Consider the following 17,779-nt stretch of genomic DNA (forward strand, 5'->3'; position numbering starts at 1 on the left):
GTTACCCACAGCAGTCGTGTTCTTCTCCGTGGCCTGCGCATTCTGACCGATCGCAGAAGAACCCTCGCCCTTGGCCAGCGCATTCTGACCGTTCGCCGTCGAATTCACGCCGGACGCTATCGCGTTGTTACCCACAGCAGTCGTGTTCTTCTCCGTGGCCTGCGCATTCTGACCGATCGCAGAAGAACCCTCGCCCTTGGCCAGTGCATTCTGACCGTTCGCCGTCGAATTCACACCGGACGCTATCGCGTTGTTACCCACAGCAGTCGTGTTCTTCTCGGTAGCCTGCGCATTCTGGCCGATGGCCGAAGAACCTTCACCTGGTGCTGTCGAATTTTTACCCAGAGAAAATCGGACGATACCTGACGATTCGGTTGGGCACCCAACACCGACCAAGCAGGTAATCGCTCCTAGCCCACTCGTGACCATATTTTTCACATTTTCGATTGAGCCCTTGAGCCCGACGATCTCCTTCTTCTGCTCTTCGACAGATAAGGTCAGCGCGTTGTCCGTTCCCTGTGGAGCGCTAGCTTGAGATGCGTCTGACATCAGGCCCGGGTGACCATTCGCAAAAGCAATACCACTCGCCGATACCAGCGCCACGGCCAGCGCGATACGATGCAACTTCATTCTTGCTTCCTCTTTAGGACTATTGATCGCTTAAGAACCCGTCGATCGAATGAGTTTCGGGTCGACCAGATCGACGCGATATCGAATTGAAACGACTCCCCGACAGTGCGGTCAGCCTCTCCCATGGGATCTAGTGCTGGCTGCAGACACGGCGATATCTCCTCGCAAGTTAACTTCCACCCCTTCTCAGACCCGCGCGGTCAAACATGGCCATCATCTCGGGGAAGGCCGAGGCATGAGCTTGAGTGCTGCGCGAAATTGGTTGGTGCCAATCACAAGTATTTCGACCGGCAATAGACGCCGGGGCGGAAGAAGAATTGTCGCGACGAAGCAGGATTGTGGTAATGGTTAGAATCCTGAATTTATTAATAGGAATATTCCTAAAATCTATGTCGGAAAATTCTTATTGTTAAGTTATGTATTGATATTGTATCGATTTGCATGCCGAAATTTTTACAACAGAAAGTTCAAATACAGTACGCATTACCAAATAAGACTGATAGCCTCTAAGCCACCGCCAGAGAAAATTCGACCTAGACCTCCATCGCGCTCCTTCCAAAAAGCTATCAATGCCTGATCACAAAACATGTGCAGCATCTGATTGTTTTCAGGAAACCAATATAAACAAACTACACGCAAGAGCGCCACGATCCCTCATCAGTGACGCTGATACCTGAGCTAGGCAATATCCATGGATACAACGACACCGCATTCGTCTCAACGCATTCGGGTAATCGTCGCGGACGATCATCCCGTTGTCCTTATGGGAATCCGCAAGGCACTGGAGGCAGATGCGAACATCGCCCTCATCGCGGCCGTAGGCAATCTTGGCGAGTTGCATGCAGTACTTGAGGCTCATGTGTGTGACGTCCTCGTATGCGACTACTCTTTCAATGACGACATTGCACAAGACGGCATGCGACTGATCGCTCGTCTAAAGCGCACCTATCCCGGCCTGCGCATCATGATGCTGACCGTTCACGACGATCCACTGCTGGTGCGTCGACTTCTTGCAATCGGCGTCGGCGGCTTCATCTCGAAGGCCAGCTCCGCCCTCATGTCACTCGTCTCCGCAATTCGCACGGTTCATCAGGGTGATCTGTACATCGACCCGAAAGTCGCGCAGATGCTGATGTCCGAGCACATCAAATCAATCTCGAATCGGGATACGCAGGGAGAAAAGACCCTCACCAATCGAGAGTACGAAGCTGTTCGGCTGATCTCACAGGGCCTGACAATCAGCGAGATCGCCCGTCAGACATGTCGCAGTGTGAAGACCATAAGCACACAAAAAGCATCGGCCATGAAGAAGCTCGGGGTACGCAACGACATTGATCTTGTGATCACCTTCCGCAGCCTGTCCGAGGACGACGCTGCATGATCACGAAAGTCGCAAAAGTACTTAATTTACTGTCGAAGATCCTGAAAAAAAGATGGCTTCGCACCACGCGCAGCGGCTTCCAGTTTGCTGCGGACGGTTATGCACGAGCTATCCTATTCGCTGGCTCTTCTCTCCTGACAGTCGCGCTTTTTTCTACCACGGCGTTACTTGTCCTGCGCAATTTCGACAGCTACCTATCGAGCCAGGCCGAACTGCTCGATGATCAGATCAACGCGGTCAATGTGTCGCTCGCACACATCGCATCACAGGCCGACTACTCGATCGGCTTGTATGAAACACTTTTGAACGTGGAATTGGGAAGCAATCTACGCAGGTTTGGACCTAGCGACCGCAAAAGGCATTCCGACTATCTACGGCAGTTTGACATCGCCGAGCGCGACTGTCCTCTAGTCGTCTATCATTCGCCCTCGCGTCGAGGTAGGGGCAAGCACGACCACCTACCCTGCTCGTCGCGTCTCCTGCGTAACTTCTGGTTCTGGGTCATGGACGCCCCAGACCCGCTGAGTCATCCAAACTACGTCAGCTATATCTTCGGTGCCGACGGAAATTACCTTGCAGAACTAGGCAAAGTGATCCGAAGCAATCCGAAGGACATTGATGCGTACATTGCTGATCGGATCCATCCCATATTCGAATCGCTGCGCGCCAACCCGCCGAAACGCCATAATCATCAGAAAGGATGGTGGCTGCCGCTGCACTACGATCGCGCACTACAGCAGCAAGCACTGAGCTACGTTTTGCCGGTTGTACACCAGGGCAAGGTGATCGCCATCTACGCATTGAGCATTCCTCGATCGACGATATACAGTCGTGTGCTTAAACATAAGCGGCTACATCATTATTGCCTTGTCAACGGTACCGACGTGCTCGCCTACCCACCCGAGGAAACTCGCCAATGCGAGGCGCATGCACTGGCTATCGCACGCAACCGTGGGGACCATGCCCATACGTCCAACGGAGGCTGGATACGAATCGGTTCGACATTTTATCTGTTGAAAGAGGCTATCGACCGGAAGTGGATTTGGGTGTACACAATCGACCCAGCGCTTTCCGTCAAGGGGCAATTGCTGGACGCGCTTGTCGTAATCAGCGGACTTGTCGCAATTCTCACCTTACTGTGGATGATGACCTTCTGGTTCGACAGCCGGGTTCTGATGCCGATTGCAATACAAATCCGCGAGGGTCGCGAGAACGAACAATTCACCCGCGCGATGGTCGATCTGCTGCCGTTCGGCGTATCTGTTCACGACCGGAAGTTCGGCGCCGTTGTAATGATGAATGGTGCTGCCCGTGCCTACGCCTGCGAGCACGCAAAGCTATTCCTGCTTCTCCATTCACGCCTACCCAACAACGATTCGGTCGAGGTGACCCCGTTACGGATAGAACACGAGATCACGGCGGGGGGCGAATCGATCCACCTCGAAGTCATGGGTCTTGGCACAAGATACATGGGACGTGACGTCGTGCTCTGCACGACGCACGATCAAACTGCACGTGTTCGCTCCGAACAGTATCTGCTCGCGGCGAAGCAAGCGGCGGATGAAGCAAGCCGTGCGAAGAGTGCTTTCCTTGCAGCAATGAGCCATCAAATTCGCACGCCTCTCCACGGCGCGCTCGGGAATCTCGAATTGCTAGGCAATCGAAGGCTCAGCGCCGACCAGCGTGAACTTGTGGATGTGATCCAGCGTTCGTTCGGTTCGCTCCTTGCACGCGTCGACAACGTGCTCGATCAGTCAAAGCTTGAAGCGAATCAATGGCGGGTCACAACGTCAATGCTCAATCTCGGAGAACTCGTCGAACAATGCATCCAGGCATTGTTACCTCTTATCAGGCGCCCAGGCGTACGCATCGACTACCGAATTGGCGCCGGGCTGGATTCGATATGCGGAGACGCCACAATACTGCGGCAGGTGCTCATGAATCTGCTCCACAACGCAGGAAAGTTCACTCATCGGGGTGCAATCGTTGTGACCGCGCGTCTATGCGAGGGCGCAACCTCCAAACATGACGTCGAGATCATTGTTGCCGACTCGGGCACCGGCATCCCCCCGGAGCAAATGCAACGGCTTTTTGAGCCTTTCACGCAGTTGACACATGCCGGGGCGGATTTGCACACAATCGGCGTCTACGGTTCGGGGCTGGGGCTTGCGCTCTGTAAAAGCTTCTGCGACTTAATGGGTGGAAGCATTCATGTCCACAGTACGCTCGGCGAAGGCAGTCGCTTTTCGTTTCGAGTGCCGTATGCGGGAGGCAACGAGTCCTCACGTCACGACAACGCGCGACTGCGTGGAACGACATGCTTGGTTTGCGTCGAGCGTGCCGACTGGCCGAATGATCTGCCGCGCTGGCTTCTTGGAGAAGGTGCTCAGCTGTCGCGCTGCTCTTCGCAGGAAGTTTCCGAAGCGTCCACTGACCATGTGGTTATATTGGTAGTAGGCATGCAAGCACCTGCACGACAGCGACTTGCGAAGATAGCTCGTTCCGCGCGCGGCATCGTCGTGGTTGCGGACGATGGACCTCTACGCCCCGTGCGTCGTGGTTGCGCGTGGTTCGTGTCTTCATATTCGAAAGTCGCATGTATCGATGCGGTACTCCTTGCAGCGGGGGGGAATGTCGAAGATGAGGGTACCGCCACCGCCGCTCATTTCTGGACCACGAGCCCTCCGCCGAATGCGCTCAGAATGAGCCGCCGGATACTAGTCGTCGACGACGACGAAATCAGCCGCCAGTTGATTGCGCAGCAACTCAGGCAACTCGGCGTTGCATGCGTCGACGAATCAGCAGATGGTGACGATGCATTCGATCGGACGTTGTCACACAAATACGACCTGATTTTCACCGATCTCAGGATGAGCCGCGTGAACGGCGACACGTTTGTGCGGATACTTCGCGAGGCCAACATAGCAACGCCGGTCGTACTGGTCACTGCAAACATCGAATGGCGCAACGTCGCAGACGACGATCACACCGGATTTGCGGCGATACTAGTCAAGCCAGTGACACTTGCGGACATCGGGCGCGTGCTGGAAGAAAACATGTCCGGTATTGTCCGCTTGCTGAGCGACCCTCATCCACGGCTCGACTATTCCCGCGACCCGAAACTGGAAGAGATCGTAATCGAATTGGTCAGCGCGGATCTTGCACTCGGGCGCGCCGCGACTGCCAATCATGACGCGGAGTTGCTCGCTCGAGTCACACACAAGATTGCCGGCGCGCTACTCATGGTTGGCGAAGAGGGTCTCGGCGCACGCGCTCGGGCACTAGAAAAGGCTTGTGCGGGCGGCTATGACAAAAAACTCGAGGGTCAGTTTGAAGCGCTTGACAGATGTGTCGACGAGTGGCTCGATGGGCTGCGTACTGGAGAAAAAGGTATGCCGCACGCCTGGACCATCGAGTATGCGATCTAGACTGCCCAGCAATGATCCGGTTGATAGAGGATTCGACGAATCCGGTCGAGATTCCCCGGCCAGTATGCGGTCGTGTGCGGTCATCAATCGGAAAATCGCGATTAGCCAATAGATACATGACCACGTTCATGCGTTTGTGACGTGCCTGCCTGATCTGACGGCTCGAATGCGGAACGCGTTACTCGCACCGGTCAAGGAGCCGATAGAGTTTCTCCACGAGCGCTTGCCAGCCTGCGGCAACACTGGTCCAGAGGAAGCTGCGTTCGCCGACCCGAGCGTGGTCTTCAATTCAGCGCAATGACTGTCGTGGAGGCGGCGAAGTACACCGCAGCCCTGCGCGAAGTGCAGAAGCGTGTGATTTGCACGACAACATATTCCTGCTGGATACGGTTGATCAGCAACTTCCCTCCGTCTCGTAGACAGGAAAGAAACGTTGTGCAATCACTTCCCAGGCTTTTCAACGGCTACCATGGCTAACAAAATAGTGAGCATCAAAATTATCTCAATGAAAGTCGCCATGACGCTCGGCCTGCGCGGCCCGACCTCGCTTTACCGACGTCAAGTTCAAGGAACCCTCCATCATGACGAGATAGGCGAGACAGCACAGCACCGTCATATTCTTCGTCACTGGGCCGAACGGATGAAAAATGAACGTCGGAATACACACAGCAATAGCGATCGAATAGAAGACAACCACAACGAACTGCAATTGCCAGATTCTTCGAGATGGAAAGAAGCACGACACCACACCCATGGCCAGATCGAGAAAACACGCGGCTACAAATGCGGGAACGGCGTTGTGCGTAAGCCCAACCTGTCGCAGCCATTCCAGCGATTGCGCGTGCGGAAAGATGAACCATGAAGTGAATGCGGTCCATATCCATATGAAGGCCATTGTCATCCGCATGGCCCAATACAGCCGAACAAGATTTTTCCCGGAATCGCTCGGGTTTCGATGATGCTCAGGATTCTTGATCGGTTCGTCAACCGTTTCTCCCCGTGTCGACCTGCTCGATGTATGACGAGGCGAATTCATAGCGCGGGCTTGAACACCATCAACCAATACACGATGACGAGCGCACTGAATGCCGGAACGCCAAGCCAGAACCAGGCGCGCGCGTATTGCCAGTACTGTCGAGGGAGCGTGGTGCATTCGGCATCGGCGATCCGCGCGATATCGCGCATTCTCATCTGCAGCCACACCACCGGAAGCCAGCAGCACCCTGCGAGCAGGTACAGGCAGATTGCATAGAAAATCCAGCCGCTACCGATCGCATAGCCGGCAGGCCAAGCGAGCCCCAAGCCGGTGAGCGGCTGAAGGATGACGGCAGGGGTCGTGAAGATCCAGTCGGCTAGCACCGTGCGTTCGGTCACAATGCGGATCGCCCTGACGTCTCCGCTGCGGTCCGTTATCCACTTGAAGAATGCGATGCCGATTCCCGTGCCGAACAGCACAGTCGAACTGAGGATATGGACGCATTTGAGGATGAGATAGGTGTTCATGCGGGCACTTCGTGAATGTCGAATTCCCTCAGCGCGGCGAGATAGTCTTCAACAGTCAGCAGGCCAACGCACTGCATCGCGCCGCTGGGCAAGATGTCTCCTCGCGCCAGCTTCTGCGCGAGAGCGATGGCGGCCCCGCACGGAATATACGGGCCGTGGTTGTTCGCAGCGACGAGATGCCAGTCGAGTTTTTGCGGCCTACCGTCATGACCCGCTCCTTCCAGCGAGACGAACATTGCGCCTTTGTCGCTGACGAACGGCTCCAGCCAGCGGCTTATCGCATGTAAAGGCGCCGCGAGCGGCAGGATGCTGGAAATCAGGCCCAGGCGCACCAGCTGCGAAGCCATCCACACCACAAGGTGCCCCGGTGCACTGGCGAAGCCGGCATGAAACGTAACAGTGCGCACATCCGGATAACGACGCGGGAACACGACCAGATCGGGGACATCGCAACTGCCGAGCAAGCGCTTGCCAACAGGAGCGGGAAAAGGATAGCGCTGCAAATCGAGCCAGCCGCGAGTGGTTTGCCAGCGCCCCTCCACCAACCGGTGAATCGGCTTTCCGCAATACCCAAAGACGCCTTTCATCGTGGCAAGCCCTGGAGATCTTGCACCGGAACCGATGCCGTGACGAATGGAATCAAGACGGGAGAACCGGCTCAGATAGCGATCGACCACGGCTGACGAAAGTGCTGGCAGCGAGCTCGCACCGCTTGTCACGAATACGCCGCGTTCGCGAGCCGCCGTGTCCAGTTGTTCGATGCCGACGACAAAATCGCGGCCGTCCGCCAAATCGATGTAGTTTGCACCGGCAGCAATCGCCGAACGCGCCACCGTGTAGTCTTGGTTCTGAAAAGGACCGGCCGTGTGAATCACGGAGTTGACGCCGAGTGCGAGAAATTGCTCCGCGAGATCCGCCTTGCGTGCGTCGATGGCCAAGCCCTGAGAGGACTTCAAACCGAGCTGTTCAGCGACCGCCCTGGCTCGGGCAGCATTGCGTCCGCCGATCAGCAGGCGGATACCCTCGGTCTGCGCGAGGGCCTCACAGATGCGTTCGCCAAAAAAGCCATAACCGCCGATAACGAGAATGGTATGCATGTTCTTGTGCTGTAGTTTGCTTCCCGGCGCGCTCACGGGACGACAACCTGGCCGTTGGGGCTTTGGCGCAAATAGCTGTCCTGATCGAGACGTTTCTTATAAATACGGATATCCCAGCGGTTGGCAAGGATAGCATTCCAGACGACGGGTGCGGTGGTACCCCTGAGCCCGAGAGCGGAGGCGTAAAACTGGCCTTTGAGAATGCGATGAGTTCGCCTCCAATGACCGCGTTGGGCTGGCGCGACAACGCGCTGCGCTCAAACAGCATGGGCTGCATTCGCGCGTGGAGTTATCGCGACGCCAGCGTTCGACGCGACAGAGCGCGATATGGAAGTCCCGCTTCAGCGGGGCATCGAGATAAATGAGCGTCTTGAGATGAGTCCGGCTTAATTCTCTCCGCAGTGCGGAGAAAATCGGCTCATCGGGAACAACCTCAGCCACGCGCAGACAGTGTCGCATGCTGCTTGCTCCAGCCGCGCCCATATTCGGCCGTGAGCCGCTGCGCCGGCGCGGCAACGATCTGCTCGCCCGATCCCCTCGCAGCACGCGTTCTGCAGGCGCCGGCCGATCTGCCCGTACCGCCAGGTCAGCTCGCCATTGACCGCGGTGGCAGCCCGTCTCGTTACGGCTACCATGAAGATTCGAATCAATTTCTCGTGAACGCTCATGCCGCAGGCCGGATGCTTTGCTCCAGTATTGGGCTTGCCTCACCCGACATCATGTCGAGTCGGCTTTCGTTCGAGGGCATGGAATTGCCCACCGTTGAGATTTCACCAACCTCGTCGAGCCGATAACCGTGCGTATACACGGCACTCAACCGGAATCCATTTTCCGGACGAAGTGCTAATTTCAGTCGAAGTCGATAGATGTGGGTATCCAGACTCCTTGATGTTCCGTCCAGGGCTCTGCCCCAAGCGAGCGTTGCCAGCAGATCTCGAGAAACGATATTCCCAAGGTTGTCGAACAAGCAATTTGCCAAAGCGAATTCTTTCGCCGTCAAATCGATGATCTCGCCGCGAAACGTCACAGTTCGCGCCATCGAATTTAAAACGTAATCACCGACCCGAATCAAACCGGATCGATTCTGGGTGCGCTTATTTCGGCGTATCAGCGCATTAATCCGCGCTGCAAGTTCAGCGCCACGAATCGGTTTGACAATATAGTCATCCGCCCCCGCCTCCAGCGCTGCGACGACGTCAATCTCCAATATCCGGGCCGTCAGGAACAATACGATTGGTTCATCGCCGAGATTGCTACGAATCCAATACAACACGCCCAAACCGTCTACTACTGGCAATCGCCAGTCAAGCACCACGAGCTCAATCGCCTTGCTTTTGAGCGCTTGCACGGCGCGTTCACCATCGCATACCCAGCAAACCTCACGACCCGCCTCTCGTAACGCTTTCTCAACAATTGAAGCTTGAGCCGGATCATCTTCCACTAATAATATACTCATCGCGTCACCACACGTTTATATTCCGCCATTTCGAGTTCGCAGGTATTTCGGCAAAAATTCCTCACCAATTGAAACTCGATTAATCCCGCCATCGACTCAAGCGTGCGCACCGAGATCGCATGATCCTGGCCCCGACAATCCAGGAAGCGATCAACGAATTCAGATTCGTCATATTTAATGCCATCTTCAATTTTTTAATTGTTATTAAAATCTGAAAATCCGATTCAATATGCCCGCAACCTCGGCGGATTTTATATGCCAGCCACCTCCTTGAAAATAAATCAACCATTTATCGGCATTGAAGCCACATTCTCTTCAACCCACCACCCCTATTCATTGCGGTCAGATAGATATATCCAAGGCAGCGCAAATTCAGTCATTTTTTTCGATGACGCCGCCGCCTTCGGCAAGCTGCGAGCCACCGCATCGCAAAGTGCTTCGATATAGGCCAGGATCGTTGCGTTCGAGCACGCGGTCAGCTGTCGGTTGGCGTTGATGCACAAGGAAACGTCAGCAATTCCGGCCAAAGGCGATGCAGGGCTGTCGGTCAGGGCAAGAAGCCGCGCCCCTTGCTCATGCGCCCGTTTAGCCAGTGCGATCGTGTCGCGCACATATCGGGGAAAAGCGATCGCAATAACCAGATCCCGCGATGTGACATTGAAGAGGTGACGCGCGGCATGTTCCGGCCCGCCCGCCATCGACAGGGCCTGCACGTTATTCCGATAAGGATTCAGCCCGTGTTCCATCAGGTTCGCGAGATAGCCGCTGGACCCGTAACCGAGAATAAATACCCGGTCAGCTTCCACGATTTCCTTCACGGCTTCCTCGGACGCCTGATGATCCAGTCCGCGCAAGCACATGTCGATATTCTGAGCCTCACGGGCAAGAGCCTCGCCAAGCGCCTGCCGGACGGGCGTTTGCGATTCAAGAGCACTGCGCAAGCGCTCGACGGGTGCGAAGACTGCTTCAAGGTCAGGCACCAGACTTGCCCTGAAATGCGGATAGCCGTCGAAGCCTAGTGCGCGCGCAAAACGGTTGGCGGTGGCGACAGACACATCAACAGCCTCTGCAAATTCGTCAATCCGCATGGTGGCGGCATGGAGAAGATTCGTCCTCACGAATTCCGCGACGCGCCGATGTGCTGGCGTGAGCATCGGCATCATGCGGGCAATCCGCGCGTCGACCGACTCGTCACAAGACGGCTCGTTCGAATCGACTGGAACAGGGGCCATATCCACTGGGGCACGCTCGCATCAGGTATGTAAACCAATTTACAGGGAATTATATGTTGTAAATTGGTTTACGCAACCGGGGAAAAACGAGAAAGTTCTTGTCTGACATTAAGGGCAGCCAAATTTCAGGAGTGGCGATCCAAAGCACTCCCAACGTCTGCCGCCACGGATGCCTGGCAGCGATCAAGCGTCGCGCCTGTGCGCAACGCAGCCTTGAAGGCAATTTTCAGCGCCTCGTCCGGATCGCTCGACGTGATGTGATCAATCGGCCTGACCTCGGGAACGACGCCGCCGCGGTTCGTCCAGTGCCGCGTCTCGTTCAACGCGTGTTCAGCGAAATCCTGCTTGAGATCCGGTTGCAGAATCCCATCGCGTTCGGAACGGGCGCGGCGCTTGTCCGGATCGCGCAGTTGCGCATCGCCTGCCTCACCCGGAGGCAATCTGAAACGACACGACTTCGCCGAGCCGACCGACCCGCGCCTCGGATTCGGCCGCGACGCGCGACCGGCTCGTGACCGCTTGTGCCGGCACGGCCCGCATCGCGTCACGCGGACGCCGGCCGCCGACGCCCTTGCTCCCCGGCCGTCAAACGAAAGGCGCCCGCGCTGAAGTCCGGCCCCGCCCCCGGCAGGCGAATTCAGGCCGTCGCCGCCTCGACCGCGACATAGTCCGCGATGTTGAAGAACCGAGCTTCGTTCAACAGGTCCGTCCCGGGAAAGCCCTCGGGATGGATGCGGCCGTAAATCGCGTCGCGCGGGCTCAATCCCGCGAGGCACATCCCGAGCACGAACTCGTCGAACGGCGCCATGAACTGCCGCGACACGCAGTGCATGCCCCAAATGAACACCGCCGGCACTTGCTCGGAACGGGTCCAGCGGCCCGGGTCGGCAATCGCGTCGTCCAGCAGGCCCACGGACTGTGCCCGTCCACGACGAGGAAGCCGTGCTTCGCGTGCGGCTTCCAGCGCGCGATGAAGTCGATCAGATCGGCGGCCGCGACATAGCCCGGCACGAGCCCTTCGGCATCGCTGAACGCGACGCGGAACGCGCGCTTGATCTCGTCGAGCGGAATTCGTCCGACACCGTCAGTTGTCCCGGATAGTAGTGCTCGATGACGCTGCGCAGATTCTTCCTGTCGACCTGCCGCAGGAGCGTTCAAGGATCGCGTCGGCAGCATCGCCGCGACGCACGTCGAGCCGCCGGTTGTGGACCAGGAACATGAACGTATGCAGCAGATCGCTCAACCGCGCCGCGCGGCAGACGCCGTCCGGCCCCTTCACGGTCAGACCGCTCGCGACCACCGCTTCGTCGTAGCGATCGGGCTGCGAAATGTCGGCGTCGATCACGCGCACCTGCACGCCCGGCACGCTGCCCAGCGCCGACAGCGTATCCGCGGCGCGGCTGCGCGCCGATTCGTTGTAGTCCGCGCCGACCACGATGAGCGGATAATCGGCGAGATGCCGGCCGCGCCGCGTCGAATGTATGACGTACTGCGCGAGGCGCAGCAGCGCGCTGCCGTCGCCGCAGCCCATGTCGGAGAGGCCCGCCGGCTGTTGATCGAGCGGCGTCTCGTCGAACAGGCGGCGCATGATCTTCGTCGAGATTTCCTTGGACGCCGGGCCCGACCCCGCGCCGCTCGATGCGTAGACGTTCATCACGCGCTCGACGTCGAGCGGATCGGGGTTCCGAACAGCAATTCGTCGAGCAGCGCGTAGGTGCGCAGGTACGATGCGGCGAGCCCCGCGTACGGCGCGGCGATCGGCCGATGGATGCGACCGGCTTCGTTGAGCCGCGCGCGCGGCCGCCTGATCCACGTCCGCGACGCCCGTGCTGCCCATCAGCGCCCACGCCGCGTTCAACACGAAGTGCTCACGAGAAGTTGACTGGGAAACGGGGGTGATTCGGCGGCGCCGGCGGCGATATTCGCGGCATGGCCACTCACGGCATTCGAATTCCGCGATGACCGCCGCGTCGGACGATCCATCGACAATCCTCGAATTGAAACTCCGGCATCATCAATTCATTATTTGGAATTAAAATCACGATCCTTACAATCACATTTCACCAGCTCAGTACGCGCCATACCAAATGCAAATCCCATAAAAATAAATCACCTCCAGATGCCATCCTTTTCAATAATTGCACCCCAAGCATTCTGCACAAAGCACATTATGATTCCATTTTCTCAACCAATTTCATGCACTTCAAGATGAAAATGAAATTTTTCATCGAATCATTCAAATTATCAAAATCACATTCTATCAATGCACTTTTATTTTCACCAATAGAACAACAAATCGGCATTTTTTTGATTAACACCAATTCCCGCTATTGACCCGTTATCTGATTGAATGACGCGTCCTGGCGGGTCATTAACGTGAGCGGCGCGCCGATGCAATTTCGTTGAGCGCAACGTCGGCGACCTTGTTCCCCGTCAATTCACGCGCGCCGCGTCGACCTCGATCACCGACCGATTTCCGTCCAGGTGCCGCGATGTGTCCGCCCAGGTCGGAAGCCGCCGCGCGCTCCGCCCAAGAAGCAACGCTTGCCTTGCGAAGGAGAAAGCCCGTCGCGACGCCAGCGCCTGCGCGAACCCGAGACGGCGTGTGCGATCGCGTCTGCCCGCGTCCGGGGCGAATGGCGAGCGCAAAATGTCGGGCATGGGGTCAGGGCGAGACAACCGCGCTCCACCGCGCACGCGCGTCGGCCAGACGCATTGGGGAAGGCCCGGCCCGGATGGTCGCTACTCCTATGGCACAATCGGCGATATCATGCGTTGCACGCCCCCGAGGGACGGCAAAGCCCCGGAGCGAATCAGCGCCGCTTGACCGCCGAGGCCACGGCGCCAAGGCCGGGTCGGCTTCCCGACGCATGGGCTGTCGTTGACCATGACGCATGCCGGCGCAATTCCGACGGGGGAGCCCGCGCTGCATGTATCCCCGAGCGGGCCGCGCCCATTGCGCCGCAAGCGGCGCCTGCCGGGCACGATGCTCCCTGCTCGACGCGTCACAGCGTATCGATCACCACTGAGAGAACCTCTACATTCCGACATGCCCTGCCCTGCACGGCCTGGATTTGATGTCGCGGTAAGGAAAAATTTTTGTACAAAGGCCTCATGAAACAAGGGAAACCCAAACTTACCCGCCAGGACGCCGAGCGTCTTTTTGCCGGTCTGCCGGGAGAGAACACGAGCAGGCCGAGCAGCCGGCCGGCCAATCCGTTCGACGGCAACCCGTTCGACGCGGCCCGGCCCGCGGAAAAGGAAATCAAGCTCTGGAAGGACAACCTCGTCACGCTGCCGATCGCGATCGTGTTGCCCGCCGGCTACGCATCCCTGCCCCAGCTGCGCGAGGCGATGGCGCGCGCGTGGGGCGTCAGGTGGGTGAGGGAAACGAGCCGCGAGGTCGTCGCGGAGTTTCCCGAAGGATGGAAGGCCATTCGTCCCGCCACGGGCCCCATTGAACTACGCGACCCGTCGAACGTGGTGCGCGCGGTATACGGCTGGGCCGAGGACGCTGAACTCCGGCTGTTGCCGCGCTACCTGGTCGAGACGCAGTCGAACAGTTCGACCGGGATGGGCAGCCTGCTGGTTCGCGATCGCGCCAACGGACAGATCCTCGAGCGCGCCTCGAACTGGTCGTCATTGACCGGCACCAATCATCCGGACTGGGCCCGGCTGTCAGGGTGGATCAACTTGCACTACCCGCAGCATCAGGATCCGCTGCGCTACTGGGAAGATTGCGAGCTGAACGTCAGCAAGACCGGCGCCTAGCCCGGGAAATAGCTCGCCCGCGCTGCGGCCGAATCGCCGCCGGACCCGGGTCGAATCCGGCGCTCGGTTCCAGCGGTGACGCTGGCCGCTCATGGTCGACAACCGCGACAGCGGCACGCATTCCGATTGCGGGTTGCCGACGCGCCATGACGCGAACGCGAATCATTCGGCGCTCAATCCCGGCGTGTCGTCGAGCGACAGTGCGACCTACCCGCCGCGCGGCGCATCGCACGCCTGCGTGTCGTGCAGCGTCACGTCGCGCTCGTTGAACCGGCCGGCACGATTAAGCGGGTACAACGCATCGCGCCGGCCGAGCCGGTTCTGTTGCGGATCCGGACGAATGGGCGTGCGTCGCGCCAGGCACGCGCATATCGCCGCGTGGACACCGTTTCGGCATGCTCACTTTCAGAGCGCGCCGCAAGCGGCTCAACCGAGATTCGCCCAACGACAACCGGGATTCGTCCCGGCTCAACCCCGCGACCCAATCACCGACATCATATTTCTCAGCGTATTGTCGCGTTTGACGAAATGGTGCCACAAGGCAGCACTCACGTGTATTGTCAGAAGTCCATAGAAAATACACGCCAGCGCCACATGAACGCGAATCAACTGGCGGACGAGATCGGCATCCTGCTTGACCAGAATTGGCAATTCATAACCCAGCAGCGGCACCGGAATCGCCATGCCCTTCGCGTTGACTATCGCCCATCCGATCAACGGCTGAGCGATCATGAAGATGTAAATCACAATATAGACCGCGCATGCAAAATATCGACCGATATCAAATTTTCCCGATGCAACAGGCTTTGCGACACGGCGTCTTGCAAGGATGCGAGGCACGATCAAGGCGAATCCTGCCATGCCCGCCGCTACGTGCAACACCATGATGGGATACGCCACCATTGATGGCGCGCCTTGACTCCATCTGAAATATTCCCCGGAAAGCGCGGCCATCAATAGCAATATCGCATTTATCCAATGGATTAATACAAAATACCCCCTGCGCGGCCCGACCTCGATCGCCAACGCCCCACCTCTCATCGCATCCATTGTAATTTTCCCGCAAGCGCCACAAAATATTAAATTCAAATATCCAACAGGCTTGTAAAGCGTATTTTCAATACCAGTAGTAACGCAGGCCGCTCATGATCGAGAACCGCGACAGCTGCACGAATTCCGATTGCGGATTGCCGACGTTCCATTGCGCGAACGCGAACCATTCGGTGCTCAACCCCAGCTTGTAGTTGAGCGACAGCGCGACATTCCCGCCGCGCGGCGCATCGAACGCCTGCGTGTAGCGCAGCGTCACGTCGAGCTTGTTGAACAGGTCGGTGCGGTTGAGCTGGTACAACGCATAGCGCCGGCCGAACAGGTTCTGCTGCAGATTGAGCGCCTGCCCGAGCAGGCCCGCCGCGGCGGGATTACCCGTCGCAAGCGCGGCGTTGCCCGCGCGGATCGCCTGCTGGTACGCCTGCCGCTCGCCGCTCGTATAGCCGTCGCCGTTGTAGAGCAGCTCCAGCGTCTGCGTCCACCCGGAGGCGAGCGTATAGCTCGCGCCGAGCAGCGCGCTCGCCCGCACCCCACCCGCCCCGGTCTGGTTCTGCACGAATCCCCAGCCGCCCGGCGCGCCCGGTTGCGGGACGGCGAACAGCGCATTGTTGCCCTGTCCGAGCGAACCGTCCGCGTAAAGCAGCAGCGCATTCGATGCCGTCCACGTGCCATACGCGCCGAGCCGGTTCACGCCGTTGTCGCGATGCGAGACCAGCACGCTCGCCTGCGCCGCCTCGCCCGTCCAGTTCAGTTTCAGCGCGCCGACCGGCGAGAAATACGGCTTCGCCGCATCGCGCGTGTCGACGTGGAAATTGCGGATGCCTTCGATGCTCCAGGCCGGCGCGAGCTGTGCCGTCACCCTCACGAAATCCCGGCCCAGCAATTCCCGCACGGGATCGGTCTTGCCGGTTTCGGCGAAGAACGGATTGCTCGGCGACAGCAGGATCGCGCTGCCCCACAGCAGCACGCCGCGCCCGGCCTCCGCGTTGACCGAACCCGACACGCGGCACGACAGACGCCCCTCGTTCAGATAGGCCTCGGCGGACCCATAGCCGGCCGACGCGGGCGTCCCGCTCTGCCATACGAAGAACCCGCGCGGCTTCAGCTGCAGGAAGCACGGCTTGGCCTTGAAGGTCAGGTCCAGGCGCGGATCGATCTCGGCCCGGCTCTCCGAGATGGCCGCGACGCGGTTGCCCGGATTGACGAGCGACGCGTGGTTCAGCACGGTTTGCGTGCCGTAGCCGAGCACCTGCAGATTGGACTGGAACGACAGCCAGTCCGCCGCGCCGCCGCCGCTGTCGCCGTCGGCCCGGGCGGGGGCCGCCGCGCCCAATGCGAGCAGCCACGCGGCGGCCAGCAGGCCGCGCGCCGCGCGCCCCGGCCCGCGCCGGAGCCGCCTCAACCCGGACGGATGCATGGTCAAACCCGGCCTCCGCCGTCAGGGCCGATTGAGCGCATCGATGCTGAAGGTATCCGCGTCGAACCGCTTCGTCCTGACCTCGCGATACTGCAGCACCGAGTAATTCGACTTCTCGATCGTGTCCTGGATGGTCATCTTGCTGACGAAGGTCTGGGGCTTGCCGTCGATGTCGAGCCGATTGTCCATTTCGAACGCGGCGGTCTTGAAGAGCTTGCCGGACACGGTGTAGAACTCCGCCTTCAGCGGCACGAGCCGCGCGACGGACACGTAGTAGACGATCCGGTCGTAGGTGACGAACTTGCTTTTCGCGACCAGGTTGATCACATAGGCGTCCTCGCCGTTCACCTGCTCGGTGCGCAGGATCGTCGCGTCGTAGTCCTTCGCGTAATTGGTCGACGCGATGTCGCCGTTCGATGCGGGGCCGACCATCTTCTGCCGCGCGGAGATCGACACCGGCTTGGTCAGGCTGGGCTTGCCGAACCACATGCTGCGGCCGTTCTGCAGCAGCCGGCTGCCCGCATCGCGCGGCGGGTAGGTCGATTCCGCGAGGCTGTCGTCGTCGCTCGCGCGCACCGCGTAGCTGCGCTTGTCGATCGGGCTGCCGCCGTCCTGGCCGGTGATGTCGAGCTGCCACTCGACGCCGCTCAGGCCGCCGCCGCGCGCGCGATCGCTCGCCGCGACGATGCGGGTGGCGTCCTGCGCCGCCGGCGGCGTGGCCGCGAGCGCTGCGTGGACGACGATCAGCGAGGCCGCGAGGGCGACCCAGTGTTTCAGACCTTGCATGATGAATCCTCGAAAGTAAGCGATGAGC

General features: G+C 58.9%; 12 protein-coding genes and 2 pseudogenes. 3 read left to right on the forward strand and 11 right to left on the reverse strand.

Annotated features, from left to right (window positions below):
• Positions 1 to 630 (reverse strand): annotated as a pseudogene (locus tag AC1RQF_RS30085) (hypothetical protein); the annotation flags it as partial.
• Positions 631 to 1,321: 691 nt separating this feature from the next.
• Between AC1RQF_RS30085 and AC1RQF_RS30090 the strand changes: the two are divergent.
• Both AC1RQF_RS30090 and AC1RQF_RS30095 read left to right on the forward strand, forming a co-directional pair.
• Complete coding sequence (locus AC1RQF_RS30090; RefSeq protein WP_273995540.1) at positions 1,322 to 2,011, forward strand: response regulator; 690 nt, start codon at positions 1,322 to 1,324, stop codon at positions 2,009 to 2,011.
• Entirely contained in the window at positions 2,008 to 5,439 is a 3,432-nt protein-coding gene (locus AC1RQF_RS30095) for a hybrid sensor histidine kinase/response regulator (protein ID WP_492873714.1), read from the forward strand. Before AC1RQF_RS30090 ends, AC1RQF_RS30095 begins: the two co-directional genes overlap by 4 nt.
• 502 nt (positions 5,440 to 5,941) lie before the next feature.
• Here the strand turns inward: AC1RQF_RS30095 and AC1RQF_RS30100 are convergent.
• The 7 genes and pseudogenes from AC1RQF_RS30100 to AC1RQF_RS30130 form a co-directional block, all read right to left on the reverse strand.
• On the reverse strand, positions 5,942 to 6,475 hold the full coding sequence (locus tag AC1RQF_RS30100; RefSeq protein WP_492873715.1) for a DoxX-like family protein: 534 nt from the start codon (positions 6,473 to 6,475) through the stop codon (positions 5,942 to 5,944).
• Positions 6,472 to 6,942, reverse strand: a complete 471-nt coding sequence (locus AC1RQF_RS30105) for a DUF2269 family protein (protein ID WP_273995544.1) — start codon at positions 6,940 to 6,942, stop codon at positions 6,472 to 6,474. The genes AC1RQF_RS30100 and AC1RQF_RS30105 overlap by 4 nt, the downstream gene beginning before the upstream one ends.
• Entirely contained in the window at positions 6,939 to 8,039 is a 1,101-nt protein-coding gene (locus AC1RQF_RS30110) for a saccharopine dehydrogenase family protein (protein ID WP_492873718.1), read from the reverse strand. Before AC1RQF_RS30110 ends, AC1RQF_RS30105 begins: the two co-directional genes overlap by 4 nt.
• Before the next feature lie 664 nt (positions 8,040 to 8,703).
• The gene (locus tag AC1RQF_RS30115) at positions 8,704 to 9,480 is read right to left on the reverse strand and encodes a response regulator transcription factor (RefSeq protein WP_273995548.1); all 777 of its coding nucleotides are present in this window, start codon (positions 9,478 to 9,480) and stop codon (positions 8,704 to 8,706) included.
• Positions 9,481 to 9,824: 344 nt separating this feature from the next.
• Entirely contained in the window at positions 9,825 to 10,727 is a 903-nt protein-coding gene (locus tag AC1RQF_RS30120; RefSeq protein WP_273995550.1) for a MurR/RpiR family transcriptional regulator, read from the reverse strand.
• A 125-nt stretch (positions 10,728 to 10,852) separates the two neighbouring features.
• A complete protein-coding gene (locus AC1RQF_RS30125) occupies positions 10,853 to 11,167 on the reverse strand; it encodes a hypothetical protein (protein WP_492873722.1) in 315 nt (104 codons plus the stop codon).
• Positions 11,168 to 11,364: 197 nt separating this feature from the next.
• Positions 11,365 to 12,597, reverse strand: a pseudogene (locus tag AC1RQF_RS30130) (class I SAM-dependent methyltransferase); the annotation flags it as partial.
• Positions 12,598 to 13,841: 1,244 nt separating this feature from the next.
• Here AC1RQF_RS30130 and AC1RQF_RS30135 point away from each other — a divergent pair.
• Positions 13,842 to 14,498 carry a hypothetical protein gene (locus tag AC1RQF_RS30135; protein ID WP_273995553.1) on the forward strand — a complete coding sequence of 219 codons (657 nt, stop codon included), beginning with the start codon at positions 13,842 to 13,844 and terminating at the stop codon, positions 14,496 to 14,498.
• A gap of 468 nt (positions 14,499 to 14,966) precedes the next feature.
• Here AC1RQF_RS30135 and AC1RQF_RS30140 read toward each other — a convergent pair whose 3' ends face one another.
• The 3 genes from AC1RQF_RS30140 to AC1RQF_RS30150 form a co-directional block, all read right to left on the reverse strand.
• Positions 14,967 to 15,548 carry a cytochrome b gene (locus tag AC1RQF_RS30140; RefSeq protein ID WP_492873724.1) on the reverse strand — a complete coding sequence of 194 codons (582 nt, stop codon included), beginning with the start codon at positions 15,546 to 15,548 and terminating at the stop codon, positions 14,967 to 14,969.
• Between the two features lie 67 nt (positions 15,549 to 15,615).
• Positions 15,616 to 16,971: a hypothetical protein gene (locus AC1RQF_RS30145; RefSeq protein WP_273995556.1), complete on the reverse strand. Its 1,356-nt coding sequence runs from the start codon at positions 16,969 to 16,971 to the stop codon at positions 15,616 to 15,618.
• A 15-nt stretch (positions 16,972 to 16,986) separates the two neighbouring features.
• Positions 16,987 to 17,751 (reverse strand): outer membrane lipoprotein-sorting protein, encoded by a 765-nt coding sequence (locus AC1RQF_RS30150; RefSeq protein WP_273995557.1) that lies wholly within the window; start codon positions 17,749 to 17,751, stop codon positions 16,987 to 16,989.
• Positions 17,752 to 17,779: the final 28 nt, after the last annotated feature.

Source organism: Burkholderia sp. GW821-FHT14F03 (assembly GCF_058803765.1).